This is a genomic window from Desulforhopalus sp. IMCC35007 (assembly GCF_005116575.1).
Taxonomy (GTDB): Bacteria; Desulfobacterota; Desulfobulbia; order Desulfobulbales; family Desulfocapsaceae; genus Desulforhopalus_A.
This window is the reverse complement of sequence record NZ_SWCN01000014.1, coordinates 46388-60142: the sequence shown is the minus strand read 5'-3', so window position 1 is coordinate 60142 and position 13755 is coordinate 46388. Positions and strand designations below refer to the sequence as shown.

Here is a 13755-nt window from a genome sequence, read left to right as displayed (position 1 = left end):
ATGAATAGCATATGGATAGTTATTATGTCTCATTGTCTTTTGCTTGCTGATATGGCCATCTATGTCGGTAGATACAGCTGGGATGGTATAAAGAGAGACGGCAGGGATCCCATTGCCTGGTCGGGAGGGGCCTATGATGTTAAAATCTATGAGCGACCGTCTTCCAGAGGCAGAGTTGAATTGCTCAAACCTTATGTCTGCGTCTATTCCAAAACAGGTATCGGGCAATCTATTTCGGCTCAGCCAGAAAAGTTTGCCCAGCATATTTGTCATGATTTTGGTTTGAACATTGAGCGTGTTGTCTGGGTGGAAGATTTACTCGACGGGCAACACAGATATGAAATTGTACAGTTTTCAAGAACTGCAAAAATCGGCAAGACAGTTTTGTATAAATCAGCTAAAAGGCTGGCAAAGGAGTCCGAAATACGCCAGCTCGAGGATGAACTGCAATGTCTTTCAAGTTTCTAAATGGTTATTGTCGATCCTGTACTTTACAATGATCCCTGAAAAACAACGATTGAAAGCAATATTAGAAGAGCTGGAAAAAAAGATTGAAGAGACAGAACGGCGCATGCCAGCGCATTCTGTTCAACAACCAATTATGATTGATCTGTTTCAACTTGAAGAGGAGAGGGAAAATATATTGAAGCAACTCAAGGTTCTGCAATGATTCCTCCCCGATCCGAAGTTTTTGCCCGGACATATGAAGGGTATCTTCAACAGATCCAAAAGATAGATGTATTTGCAAAAGCAGACATTCTAGGCCTGGAGAGGAGGAACTCTTCTCTCGTTATTCCTGTCTATAATTCGGAGTATATCTTCAGTCACAGCCAGCTAAAGAGAGGAGACGGTCAGGAAATCTCTATACCTGTACAGGTCATTATCTGCAAATATCTGCTCACCTGTCCTCTCGACCCTGGACCTGTCCCTCATAAACTTCAGCCGTTTCGTGACTTTAAGAATGCGGCCCCCCTTGTGTCTCATTTCACCAATACTACCACTCGGCTTTTGGAATGCACCTTTTCCGGCAGAGTTGAGGAGTTGCGACAAAGATGCCATAATATAGGCGGGGAGATTCAGGACTCGGAGGTCTATGATCTCTCTTGTCTTTTTTATGCCCTTCCCAGAATTCCGCTACTCTTGAACTACAACGACCGTGATGAGCTGTTTCCAGCAAACTGTTCAATATTATTTCATTTATCTGCGGCTCGTTATCTTGATATGGAGTGTCTCTCAATGACGGGCACTTTGTTAGCCGATCTGTTGTGCCACAAAATTGTTGATTAACGGTTTTTATTTTTGAATTAGTACCTCTTTCACAGGACTATCTCGATTATCCTGTTGGCAAACATTACACTTACGTCTTATAATTATTTTGTTAGGCAATGTTGTGCAGATAAAACATCAAAGAGGAGGCGTGTTATGACGGATACTCATTGTCCAGGCTTTGAAAGTAACAAGAGTCTTAAAGAAGTGAAGCTGAAATGCCCTGATTGTGGTCACGAGTGGGAAGTTTTTTCAGATGAACTTGGTAAAACTGTTAAATGCCGTTCCTGTGGTTCTATGGTAGACGCCGAAAAATGTAAAATGAAGTCCTGAAAAATTTGCAAATATCTTCGTCTGCGCATTGCAGGCGAAGATATTACCCGCATGTCTGTCCACTTTTAACACTCCTTTCCGTAATTTTCCAGAGTAGCGTTACAACGTAGTATATCTGTCTTTATAATGACTTACAGCATATTATTGTTTAGAGAAAAGTAGATTTTTTTCTCTTGGAAATTTGACCTTCTCCTGTCATTCGTGATTAGATAGAGCAAGTGATTTCATATTTGATCTATCATCATCAATATATTTGAGGAGAACGGGTTATGTGGTTTGGAAATATATCAATCAAATGGAAAATGATGATCCTGGCGCTGTCTGGGCCAGTGGTCATTGCCGTCATATTTGCTGTTCTGCGAATTCAGGATCTACGCACAAATGCTGAGAATTCTGTGATTGATAAGAGCAGAGCAATAGTACTGATGGCAGAGGCCACGCGCAATCAAATGTCGAAAAAATTGCAAATTGGCATCATCAAGCCATTCGATCAAATAGCTCCTGATAAAGTTATCGAAGCGGTTCCCATTGTAACGGCTATGCAAACAGCCGCTGTCAACGCACAAAAATCGGGATATACCTTTAGGGTACCAAAGGTTAATCCCCGCAATTCCAGCAACACTCCAACCCCTTTTGAGTTGACCATCTTAAATGAGATAAAAAAGAATAACCTCGAAGACAAAGTGGTGATAAGTAAAGATGAAATCAGGTATTTTAAACCTATCAAACTGACAGAGGAGTGCTTGTTCTGTCATGGCGACCCGAAGGGGCAGATAGATCCAACAGGAGGAACTTTGGAAGGATGGAAGGTTGGGGAAATTCATGGTGCCTTTGAAATCATCAGCTCCCTGGATGCAGTGAACAAAAAGGTCACTCATTCTATTATGGCACTTTCCGGTTATACCCTTTTGGTGCTGGCCATCTGTTCTGTGATCACCTTGTTTTTACTCAGGATAAGTATTTTTAAACCTTTAGAAAAGTCCTCCGGTGAGATTAAAAAAATCGCTGAAAAAGATCTTACTGGTACGATTGAAGATATTGGCAATGATGAGTTTGGACGTATTTCTGGCGATTTGCAGAATATGAAGGATCAATTGCGTCATGTCGTCAATAAAATCAGTGTTACAGCAGATATCCTGGAGACGAAATCGGCCGAAATGAGTGAATCAGGGCTCAGTCTTCAGCGTGGCAGTGGAGAGATGAACACACGTTCTATGTCTGTTGCCAGAGCTGCAGAAGAGATGAGTGCAAATATGATTTCGGTGGCCGCTGCGACAGAAGAGGCCTCGACAAATATTTCATTGGTGTCGGAAGCAACCAAGGCAATGGCGGAGACCATTAATAATATTGTAAAAAACACCGATAATGCGCAACGGATTACCTCAAGTGCCGTGAAAGAGGCGGCCTCCGCCTCTCAGAAGGTGGATGAGCTGGGACTTGCAGCAGGAAAAATAGGGAGAGTTACTGAAACCATCACCGAGATATCGGAACAGACCAATCTGCTGGCCCTTAATGCAACGATAGAAGCGGCAAGAGCGGGCGAGGCAGGGAAAGGATTTGCTGTTGTTGCAAATGAAATTAAAGATCTCGCCCAACAAACGGCCAATGCAACCAACGAAATCCGAATGCAGATTGAAGGTATCCAGACTTCTACAACCGAAACGATTGGCCAGATCGGACAGATAAGTTCGGTCATTTCAGAGGTTGACGAAACTGTGGCGATCATTGTTGATGCAGTTGCAAAACAAAGTCAGACCACAAGTGAAATTGCCGAAAATATCTCCCAGGCAACTCTTGGTATTCAGGAGGTTACCCAAAATGTAGGTCATAGTTCTGTCGTCGCAGATAATGTTGCAACCGATATCAATACGGTCAGCAAGAATTCTTCAGTGGTGGCTGCTGAAAGTCATGAAATGAGTGAGAATGCGATTCGTCTGCGCGAACTTGCCAAGGAACTGCGCAGTATAATAAATGAATTTACTATTTGATAAATTGTTCTATGGGTCACGCTTCTGATTGTACAGAGCGTGACCGTTTTCTGAAAAGGATCCAGTGTGGCTAAGATCACTATTGATAATACAGGGGCAACTGTCGAAGCCCTGCCTGGGCGCAGTCTTCTTCTCTCTCTTCTTAACGCTGAGCAGCCTGTTCATACGGTTTGCGGTGGCAAGGCTGGGTGCGGCTGTTGTAGAGTACGTATTCTTGAGGGTGGTGATAAACTCTCCCCGGTAAACGATCCTGAAAAATTACGTCTTGGGCCAGAGAAAATTGCAGAGGGGTGGCGTCTTGCCTGCCAGACACATACCCTGAGAGATATTGTCCTTTACCTGCCCATTGCTGAAGAACTTGACTCAATCTGCTCTAAAAAATAATCATTAGAGAACATACTCTAACAGAGCTGTTGTACCTGGCAAACAGCAGAGAATTAAAGGGTCCACCAAAAATCCGCAATAAAAAATTCAAAAATTGTACAATTCAAAAATATTCACATATACTACTTTGTAATAAGTGCCGTAGATACAACAATTATTGGATGTTTTCACTTTCCACAGGTGATACAACCGTAAATTTTAATTAAAATACAGTTATAGTAAAAGGGGTAGACAATGCTCAACAGGTTTTCAGTCAAAGGCAGGATGTATCTTATTATTGCATCCATACTTGTTTTGTTTCTTTTGATGATTTTTTTCGCAGTTCAAAATGGAAACAAGGTCAGGGACCTTGGGCTTCAGGAAGTAAGTTCAGTTATGCTCAGTGATCAAAAAGACAAAATCAAGGTGGCAAGCCATACCGCAGCCCTTACCGTTGGCCATGCCATTGAAGGGATATCAGATAAAGAGGAACGAATTGAGATAATTCGAAGACTCATCGATGATATTCGTTTTGAGGAGGATAGTTCTGGGTACCTTTTTGTCTATGAGGGAACGACCTGCGTCGCATTGCCATCGAACAAAAGTCTGCATGGGAAGGATCTCGGTGATCTTAAAGATAAAAATGATTTTTATCTTGTCCGAGAATTACGGGATACAGCGAAAAATGGAGGAGGTTTTGTTGAATACATCTGGCCAAAGCCGGGTGCAGAAGACACACCAAAGCTCGGTTACGCAGAAATGATTCCAGGGTCGGAAATGTGGCTTGGTACAGGAGTATACCTTGATAATATAGAGGCCTACAAAGCTCAGATGACCGACCATATCAACGCCCAAGTTTCTAAAAATCTGACCACCATGCTTATTACGACTGGTGTTATTTTTGGTGGTATTATTACACTGTGCCTGTTGATTGTTTTTGGACTGGTCAATGCATTGAAACTCATGATCGTCAATTTTAAAGATATTGCCGAAGGGGAAGGAGATCTGACTAAAAGAATTCAGATTAAGGGGAGAGACGAAATTGGCGAACTTGCAGGATGGTTTAATATTTTTATCGAAAAACTCCAGGGTATTATAGGTTCGATCGCCAGCAACACCGAGGCCCTGGGGAATGAGGCTATAACCTTGTCCTCTGTGGCAAACAGCCTGGCTCGCAGTTCCCAGGATACCTCAGGACGTTCTGAGACTGTGGCTACTGCGGCTGAAGAAATGAGTGCGAATCTTAATAATGTTGCGGCAGCAATGGAAGAGTCGACGACCAACACCAGTATGGTTGCAAGCGCTGCGGAAGAGATGACCGCCACTATAAATGAGATCGCTCACAATTCAAGCCAGGCAAGTGATATTTCAGGCAAGGCGGTGATCCAGGCGGAAGCGACTTCACAACGGATGGCCAAACTTGGCGCGTCAGCCAACGCAATCAGTAAAGTGACAGAGACAATTACGGAGATATCCGAGCAGACGAATCTTCTGGCGCTCAATGCAACAATTGAGGCTGCCCGGGCTGGAGAGGCGGGCAAGGGTTTTGCCGTTGTTGCAAACGAAATAAAGGAGCTTGCCAAACAAACTGCTGAAGCCACTCTCGATATTAAGACCAAGATTGAAGATGTGCAGCTTACAACAGAAAATACTGTTGCAGATATTGAAGAGATAACCAAGGTTATTAATAATGTAAATGAAATTGTGGCAATGATTACGACGGCCGTCGGCGAACAGTCCAAGGCAACGGAAGAGATTGCCATGAATATTAACCAGGCAGCGGATGGTCTTGGTGAGGTCAATGAAAATGTCAGCCAGATTTCCGTTGTAGCCTCAACCATCACCTCGGAGATTGCACTGGTGAACAGCGCAACTGCCGAGGTTTCCGGCGGCAGCTCTCAGGTTGAATCCAGTTCAGCTGATCTGCAGAAGCTGGCTCAAGACCTGAAGAGACTGGTTGATATGTTTAAAATTTAATTGTCTACATTAAAAAAAGGGGAGCTCCGTTACGAATTGGAGCTCCCCTTTTTTATTTCCTATTTCCTTTATACACTGCAGACGGAGTGACAACGTAATCAAGCAGTTCGTCATGGGGTTGCAGTGGGATTTTTTCCACTATCTGAAGATCATAGGCGAGACCAATTCGAAAAGCATCCGGGATATTAGAGACAAATCTGTCATAGTATCCACCTCCATAGCCGAATCTTCCACCTCTTTTGTCAAAAACGGAACCAGGAAGCAGAATTACCCCGATTGTATCGGGCACAATCGTATTGGTTCTGCACAGCGTGTCCGTGGGCTCGGGTATCTTACAATAGCCGGGCTCAAGATCGTCACTGATGCTTGTTATTTTTACGGCATCAAGTCGCTTCTCGGCAACCCTTGTGATGGGAACCGCAACGGTTTTCCCCGCTGCAAGAAGGCTCTCAATAAGTTTGTATGTTGCCACTTCACTCCGAAAGCTTACATAGGCAAAGATTGTTTGACTGTTGATAATTTCGGGTAACTTGAGGATCTTGTCACAGATTGCTTCCGATGCAACTGCCATTTCATCCTGAGAGAGCCGGTCTCTTGCCTGCAGTGTGGCTTTACGAAGCTGTCCTGGGTCTGTTGTCATGATATCTCCGTTTGGTGTTTGTATAATTTTTTGATGCCTCATAGACGTTGAATAATATAAAGAAAGGTCGGGAACCGACTCATGAGCTTGAGTCGGTTAAATTCAAACATCCGTGACCTTGATGGTTTATCAAAGCTAAGAGGACTGAAATAGACAGTTCCTTTTGCCTGTTGGAAAAATTCGGTATCCCGGATAAGCTGTTCAACCTCTCTGTAGTGAGCTGCAGGAAGGTTTTCGTCCATGATAAAATTCACAGAAATTTCAAGATGTGTATAAGCCCTGTTCAGGGACTGGATTCGTTTGAAGGCGTCCCACACCTGTGCTGAGGTAATCGGTTTGCCGAGTTGATCCAAGGTGGTCTGGTTTGGGGATTCGAGGCCAATATTGATATATACCATTCCGGGAATTTGATTCAGCTCGAAAAAAAGTTGTTCCGGGGCCTCAAGTATTGAAGTGGCAGAACCAAAGAAAAAACAAGAGACGCCTTCCAAGTAAGAGTCGTAGAGGCCAAATCTGTTATAGGACTTATGAATGCTGTGGAGTATAGTGCCAGGTGCCGCATTGAGAGCGTCATGCTCACCGAGGTAAATAGCATTGTAGTTGATGAGATCATTGCTATATAACCTTCGCAGTTCCTCTATTTGCTGATCGATATCCGTCAGGGGAAGTTCTGTGAACGGATGATTGTTTTTTACGCTGCAGAACCTGCATTTGTAGAGGCAGCCTCTTGAGATTGTAACAGGTATGAGATTGTAGCCCACGTGTCTTGCATCGGGAGGCAGGACTGAAACCTGGCCACCAATAATATTGTGGAGCAGCTGTGCCTTTGCTTGCAGTCTGGTAGGATTATTTAACAGTACTTCATAGAGAAAACTCCGCTCGGCTGGTGCATACAACTCGGCGTTTGCCGCTGCCTGAAGGAAGGTAAACCAATCATCTGCAAAACCGGATATTTCTTTTGCCTTGAAGGGATTGCCACCAATGATGTTGTTGCTTGAATAGTTGAAGTTTGGCAGGTAATATTCACCGGTAGCTTCAAATACCCCGGTATAGCCCCCTGTGGAATAATATACCCAGTCATTTCCCATGGTACGCTTAAACCACTCGTGGGGGTGACGCCAGTTTTTATCTTTCCCTTTGGCTCTGATTATCTCATTGTTGAGGTTGAAGTGAAAAACATGCTGTTCAGTTTCAAGTGTGTTGTATATGCCTGGATGGGTAGGGTACGATATTTTGGGAAAGGTTGTACAGCCGTTTACCCGTAAAGAAAATTTACACTGAGTGTTGAGGGAGGCTGTAGTCATATTCTCATACGAAGAAAATAGAGGGGTGTGCTGCCTGTCAAAGGATAAGTTCTGATGACAGGACAGCTCATTAGTACCTCTTTGAGATGGCACTGTCAATGTGCTGCATTTGTTCATTGTTCAAAAGAATTATCAAAGGGGAATGGCCAGGAAACTTGTTGGAAATATTCTGCATTTTAGGTTATATTTACAAATTTGACAAAATCAAGGGCTGCTGTTGTGGCAATAGTGGACAAAATAACACCTGAAAGGGTGAAAAATCATAAGAATGTAGATTATAGAATAAACATATAAAACAATAATTTAGCTGGTAGATATAATTTCAACGCTCTGTGACAAGCAGACATGGAGTGAAGACTCATTTTTACGGAGACGTATATGGACACGCAGACGACGGCAACTCTGGAGGCAATATATGATAAATGTGCTGCCAATGAAGACAATATAATCACTGTTCTGCAGGAAATTCAAAAAGAGTTTGGCTATATACAGGAAGAAGTTGTTCACTGGTTTTCTGAGCGCTCAAACATTCCAGCATCAAAATACTACGGTGTGGTAACGTTTTATTCTCAATTTCATCAACACCCTCGTGGTAAAAATATTGTTACCGTCTGCTGTGGTACTGTCTGCCACGTAAAAGGAGCCCCCCGCATTATTGCCAAAGTTCGAGAAGATCTTAAACTCGGTGAAGACCAGGTCACCACCAAAGATATGCAATTTACTCTGGAGCGGGTAAACTGCGTCGGCGCGTGCAGTATTGCTCCGGTTGTTCTTGTCAACGAAAAGGTGCTTGGAAAAGTTACGCCAAGTAAAATGGTTAAAAGTCTTAAGGAACATAAGGGTTAAACCATGAATAGTGAAATAGTGGTAAGTGTATGCATGGGCACCGGCGGCATCGCAGCAGGTGGCGATATGGTGATGAAGGCATTTCAGGAGGAGTTTGCAGAGGCCGGTGTGGCCAATGCGACGGTAGTAGAACACTCTCGCCTCCATAAGGTCGGCTGTCGTGGGTTTTGCGCAAGAGACGTGCTGGTTGATATCTCTGTTAATGGCATCGTTTCAACCTATCAGTATATTCAACCTGATATGGTGAAAAGGCTGGTCAGTGATCACTGCATTGGCGCAAGACCCGTTAGTGAGTGGCTCGTCGGTGACGATTATCATACTTTTCACGATAATCAGACCAAGATAGTGTTGGGAGATCTCGGTAAAATCGATCCCGAATCCATTGATGAGTATATTCGTGTTGACGGCTACAAGGCAGCAGAAAAAGTACTGACGACAATGACGCCTGCTGAAGTTATTGAGACCGTCAAAAAATCGGGTTTACGCGGACGTGGAGGCGGTGGTTTTCCAACCGGCGTCAAATGGGGTTTTTGTGCTGCAAACGATTCCGACCAATATTACATCATCTGTAATGCGGATGAAGGTGACCCCGGTGCCTTTATGGATCGGTCCGTGGTTGAAGGCAATCCCCATGCAATGATTGAAGGAATGATCATCGGTGCCTACGCCATTGGGGCCACCGTTGGCTATGTTTACATCAGAGCGGAATATCCGCTGGCAGTTGACCGACTGCATCTCGCCCTGAAAGAGGCCAAAGAAAAAGGCTTTCTCGGGGAGAAACTCTTTGGCACCGATTTTAACCTGAAGATTAAAGTAAAGCTTGGTGCCGGTGCTTTTGTCTGCGGTGAAGAGACGGCTCTGATTGCCTCTATTGAAGGTGAACGTGGTATGCCACGGGCAAAACCACCGTTTCCCGCAAACAAGGGACTATGGGGTAAACCTACCATCATCAACAATGTGGAAACCTTTGCTAACCTGCCCCATATCCTCAACAAAGGTGCTGACTGGTATGCTGCTATAGGCTCTGCAAAGAGCAAAGGTACCAAGGTTATTGCCCTGACAGGTAAGATTAGAAATACTGGTTTAATCGAAATCCCCATGGGTATGCCGCTAAAAGAGATTATCTTCAACATTGGTGGCGGGATTGAAGGGGACAAACTTTTCAAGGCGGTGCAGACCGGTGGGCCATCCGGTGGCTGTATTCCTCAGCAGCACATAGATCTTCCGGTTGATTATGAAGGCCTCGCCTCTGTTGGATCCATGATGGGGTCCGGAGGTATGGTGGTTCTTGATGAAACGGACTGCATGGTAAATATCTCTAAATTTTTCCTCGAATTTACCCAGTCCGAATCCTGTGGAAAATGCGTTCCTTGTCGTTTAGGAACCAAGCGTCTTTTAGAGATTTTAACCAGAATTACCGAGGGCGAGGGCAAGGAGGGGGACATTGAACTCCTTCAGGAACTTGCAGAAGATGTTCGTGATTCCAGCCTCTGTGGATTGGGAATGTCCGCTCCTAATCCTGTCCTCAGTACTATCAAGTATTTCCGCCACGAGTATGAGGCGCACATCAAGCAAAAAAAATGTCCAGCCAAGGTATGTAATAAACTGCTGACATTTTTTATTCGTCAAGATATGTGTGTTGGCTGTGGAATGTGTATGCGAGCATGTTCTGTCAATGCAATTTCAGGTGAGAAGAAGCAACCCCATAAAATAGATAATTCTCTTTGTATACAGTGTGGGTCATGTTTCGATGCCTGTAAATTCAGTGCTGTACTCAAGGAGTAGCTGCTATGTTAAATCTAAATATTGATGGAAAAGATGTATCTGTTGCAAAGGGAACTACGGTACTGGAGGCAGCGCAGAAACTTGGCATAGATGTCCCGACACTCTGTCACGATGCACGTCTGAAGCCTTTCGGGGCTTGCAGACTGTGTATTGTGGAAATTGCTGGCATGCCAAAACCTGTTACTTCGTGTACAACTCCTGCAACTGAGGGCATGGTTGTCAAAACCAATAGTGAGCGACTCTACCGATTACGAAAAACAACGGTTGAATTGCTCCTTTCCGACCACCCCAACGACTGTATGGTCTGCAGCAGTTCCGGTGATTGTACGTTGCAGGAACTGGCGTATTTGTACGGAATTCGAGAAAATAGATTTGTCGGGGAGGTTCGTGATCATAGCCGAATCGACCATAACCCGTTTATCATAAGAGACCAGAATAAATGTGTTATGTGTGGCCTCTGTGTCAGGGTCTGTGACGAGGTCCAGGGCGTCGGTGCTATTGGTTATTCAGAAAGAGGCTTTGAAGCCAAGGTTATTACTCCCTTTGGCCACGACCTTGATTGCGAATTTTGTGGCCAGTGTGTTTCCGTCTGTCCGACCGGCGCCCTTACAGGAAGCCTCTGGTCAGGCAAGCCCCGATCTGAAGGTGTTGTGAAAACAGATACCACATGTACTTATTGTGGGTGTGGCTGTAACATTACTCTGCGCACCCATGGCGATAAGGTCATTCGGGTTGAATCTGCTTCCGACAATCACAACCGTGGCTGGTTGTGCGTAAAGGGGAGATTTGGCTATGAGTTTATTAACAGTAATGAACGCCTGACGACACCTCTTATCCGCAAGGAAAAGGGTGCTCCATTTGAAAAAGCGACCTGGGAGGAAGCGCTTGATTATGTTGCAGGTAAATTTACCTCGCTTCAGCAACAGCATGGTTCCGACAGTGTTGCAGGGCTTTGTTCTGCCCGCTGTACCAACGAAGAAAACTATCTCTTCCAAAAGCTATTCAGAGCGGGTTTGGGTACCAACAACGTAGATCATTGTGCACGCTACTGACACAGTGCAACCGTGGCCGGTCTGGCCGCAAAATTTGGTTCTGGCGCAATGACAAACTCCGTAGCTGAGATTGCAGATAACGATGCGATCTTTGTTATTGGCTCGAATACAACCGAAAACCATCCTATTATCGCGCTTCGCATGAAAGAGGCTGTTGCGAAAGGTGCAAAGCTGATAGTTGCAGATCCTCGCAAAATTCCACTTGTTAAATTTGCAACGCTCTGGCTCAGGCATCGTCCAGGTACGGATTCTGTCCTTCTCAACAGCATGATGAATGTTATTCTGGCCGAAGGTCTGGAAGACAAGGATTTTATCAATGAGAGGACAGAGGGATATGAAGCCTTTGTCGAATCCCTGGCACCTTTTACACCCGAGTACGGTGAGGAGATGACCGGGGTGCCCGCAGGAGATATCATCAAGGCCGCCCGTATCTATGCTGAGGCTGGAAGTGCAGGTATTTATTATGCGATGGGAATTACCCAGCATGTAATGGGCACCAACAATGTAATGGCCGTTGGAAACCTTGCCATGCTAACCGGTAACCTTGGGAAACCCGCCTGCGGCGTGAATCCGTTGAGGGGACAAAATAATGTTCAGGGTGCCTGTGATATGGGTGGATTACCCAATGTATATCCAGGGTATCAGAAAGTTGATGTTCCCGCTATCCAGGAAAAATTTGAAAAAGCCTGGGGCACTTCGCTCTCTGCTAAAATTGGTCTTCCTGCAACGATGATGACAGAGGCCATGCTTGATGGCAGTCTCAAGGGTATGTATATCTTTGGAGAGAATCCTGCACTGAGTGATCCGAATACCACCCACTCTGTTAAAGCCTTCTCCAGCCTTGAATTTTTAGTCGTTCAGGATATTTTCATGACTGAAACCGCACAGCTGGCCGACGTGGTTTTGCCCGGAGCGTCCTTTGCCGAAAAGAACGGAACCTTTACCTGTTCGGAGCGCCGGGTACAAAGGGTGAGAAAGGCGATAAATCCACCCGGTCAGGCGAAGTCTGATCTGGTCATTATTGACCAGCTGTACAAAAGAATAGTGGGTGATGGTGATCTGACGCATACAGTAGATCCTTCAAGTGTCTTTGACGAAGTTGCTGGACTGTGGCCCGGTATTGCCGGTATAAACTATAGCCGTTTGCAGGAAACCAGTCTTCAATGGCCCTGCCCAACCGCTGATCATCCTGGTACGGAATATCTTTTCAAAGATGGTTTCAACAGGGAAGGTGGTAAGGCATTATTTTCACCCATTCCATTTGTTTCCTCAAAAGAGTTACCGGACAAAGAGTTTCCTTATGTGCTTACGACGGGCAGGCAGCTCTTTCATTACCACACCGGCACAATGACAAGGCGCTCAACCGGATTGAACCGCGTTTCACCTGAGGCCTTTGTCGAAATAAACCCGGCAGATGCCGATGTTTTAGGGGTGGCTGATGGAGAAAAGCTTACGGTGAGTTCACGACGTGGAACAATCAACCTGAAGGCAAGGGTAAGTAAGATTGTCCCACAAAATGTGGTATTTATACCGTTTCACTATCGGGAGGCGGCTGCAAATCTGCTGACCAGTGATGCCATGGATCCCATCTGTAAGATAATGGAGGCGAAAGTCTGCGCAGTAAAGATTGAAAAACCTTAAGGAGCTGGAGTCGTGATGCTGGAGGCTGTGTTGGTTCACCTCTGGCTCAATAGTAAACAGGCTTTTGAGGTGTTGCAGGCGAGTCTAGTGTGAGATAAATTATTACCTGAACGGGAAGCTGGAACATCAGTTTCCCGTTTTTTTGTGAATATATTGGGGTCGAAAAGAAATGTCTGAGCGAATAAGAATTGAATCGGATGGTAAAATCCTCTGCAGTTGTGAATCGGTCATTATAATCCCTGAAATCGCTATTAAAGAACCTGGCTATATCCATGTAATGACAACGAAAGATCAGGCTCATGCCAAACATGAATATCATGCAATGGCCCAGATGGCATATTTTCAATACCAGGATGAAGAGCTTGAAATTACTGAGGTGAAAAACACTATTATAATTGCGTCAAAAGAGGAAAGTGTTACTCTTGATGGAGGTATGTTACTTGCCCGCGAGCCATCGGGAGGATTTCTTGTTTTTGTACAACCTATGCAGAATAAGAAGAAGCTTCTCGAGACCGGATACAGATACTGTACCAGATGGGTGAGGTTGGATATATAGGCCG

At 44.8% G+C, this 13755-nt stretch carries 13 protein-coding genes; 11 read left to right on the top strand and 2 right to left on the bottom strand.

Annotation, left to right across the window (positions count from 1 at the left end):
• The first annotated feature begins 24 nt into the window (after nucleotides 1–24).
• The 7 genes from FCL48_RS15110 (at nucleotide 25) to FCL48_RS15085 (ending at nucleotide 5927) form a co-directional block, all read left to right on the top strand.
• Nucleotides 25–468: a hypothetical protein gene (locus FCL48_RS15110; protein ID WP_136873130.1), complete on the top strand. Its 444-nt coding sequence runs from the start codon at nucleotides 25–27 to the stop codon at nucleotides 466–468.
• A 28-nt stretch (nucleotides 469–496) separates the two neighbouring features.
• Nucleotides 497–670, top strand: coding sequence for a hypothetical protein (locus FCL48_RS25020; protein WP_169309241.1), 174 nt, complete (start codon nucleotides 497–499; stop codon nucleotides 668–670).
• Nucleotides 667–1287 carry a DUF3786 domain-containing protein gene (locus FCL48_RS15105; protein ID WP_136873129.1) on the top strand — a complete coding sequence of 207 codons (621 nt, stop codon included), beginning with the start codon at nucleotides 667–669 and terminating at the stop codon, nucleotides 1285–1287. The genes FCL48_RS25020 and FCL48_RS15105 overlap by 4 nt, the downstream gene beginning before the upstream one ends.
• A 135-nt stretch (nucleotides 1288–1422) precedes the next feature.
• Nucleotides 1423–1599 carry a hypothetical protein gene (locus FCL48_RS15100; RefSeq protein WP_136873128.1) on the top strand — a complete coding sequence of 59 codons (177 nt, stop codon included), beginning with the start codon at nucleotides 1423–1425 and terminating at the stop codon, nucleotides 1597–1599.
• Between the two features lie 269 nt (nucleotides 1600–1868).
• Complete coding sequence (locus FCL48_RS15095) at nucleotides 1869–3587, top strand: methyl-accepting chemotaxis protein (RefSeq protein ID WP_136873127.1); 1719 nt, start codon at nucleotides 1869–1871, stop codon at nucleotides 3585–3587.
• Nucleotides 3588–3653: 66 nt separating this feature from the next.
• On the top strand, nucleotides 3654–3971 hold the full coding sequence (locus FCL48_RS15090; RefSeq protein ID WP_136873126.1) for a 2Fe-2S iron-sulfur cluster-binding protein: 318 nt from the start codon (nucleotides 3654–3656) through the stop codon (nucleotides 3969–3971).
• Nucleotides 3972–4205: 234 nt separating this feature from the next.
• On the top strand, nucleotides 4206–5927 hold the full coding sequence (locus FCL48_RS15085; protein WP_136873125.1) for a methyl-accepting chemotaxis protein: 1722 nt from the start codon (nucleotides 4206–4208) through the stop codon (nucleotides 5925–5927).
• A gap of 52 nt (nucleotides 5928–5979) precedes the next feature.
• Here the strand turns inward: FCL48_RS15085 and FCL48_RS15080 are convergent, their stop codons facing one another.
• Both FCL48_RS15080 and FCL48_RS15075 read right to left on the bottom strand, forming a co-directional pair.
• The gene (locus FCL48_RS15080) at nucleotides 5980–6567 is read right to left on the bottom strand and encodes a 5-formyltetrahydrofolate cyclo-ligase (protein WP_169309240.1); all 588 of its coding nucleotides are present in this window, start codon (nucleotides 6565–6567) and stop codon (nucleotides 5980–5982) included.
• Nucleotides 6568–6605: 38 nt separating this feature from the next.
• Nucleotides 6606–7871, bottom strand: coding sequence for a radical SAM protein (locus FCL48_RS15075; protein WP_136873123.1), 1266 nt, complete (start codon nucleotides 7869–7871; stop codon nucleotides 6606–6608).
• A gap of 378 nt (nucleotides 7872–8249) precedes the next feature.
• Here FCL48_RS15075 and FCL48_RS15070 point away from each other — a divergent pair, with 378 nt between their 5' ends.
• The 4 genes from FCL48_RS15070 to FCL48_RS15055 all read left to right on the top strand — a co-directional run bounded on the left by FCL48_RS15070 (nucleotide 8250) and on the right by FCL48_RS15055 (nucleotide 13751).
• A complete protein-coding gene (locus FCL48_RS15070; RefSeq protein ID WP_136873122.1) occupies nucleotides 8250–8717 on the top strand; it encodes an NAD(P)H-dependent oxidoreductase subunit E in 468 nt (155 codons plus the stop codon).
• Nucleotides 8718–8720: 3 nt separating this feature from the next.
• A complete protein-coding gene (gene nuoF / locus FCL48_RS15065; RefSeq protein WP_136873121.1) occupies nucleotides 8721–10502 on the top strand; it encodes an NADH-quinone oxidoreductase subunit NuoF in 1782 nt (593 codons plus the stop codon).
• A gap of 5 nt (nucleotides 10503–10507) precedes the next feature.
• Entirely contained in the window at nucleotides 10508–13195 is a 2688-nt protein-coding gene (fdhF, locus tag FCL48_RS15060; RefSeq protein WP_136873120.1) for a formate dehydrogenase subunit alpha, read from the top strand.
• 169 nt (nucleotides 13196–13364) lie between these two features.
• Nucleotides 13365–13751 carry a hypothetical protein gene (locus FCL48_RS15055; protein ID WP_136873119.1) on the top strand — a complete coding sequence of 129 codons (387 nt, stop codon included), beginning with the start codon at nucleotides 13365–13367 and terminating at the stop codon, nucleotides 13749–13751.
• Nucleotides 13752–13755 lie beyond the last annotated feature (4 nt).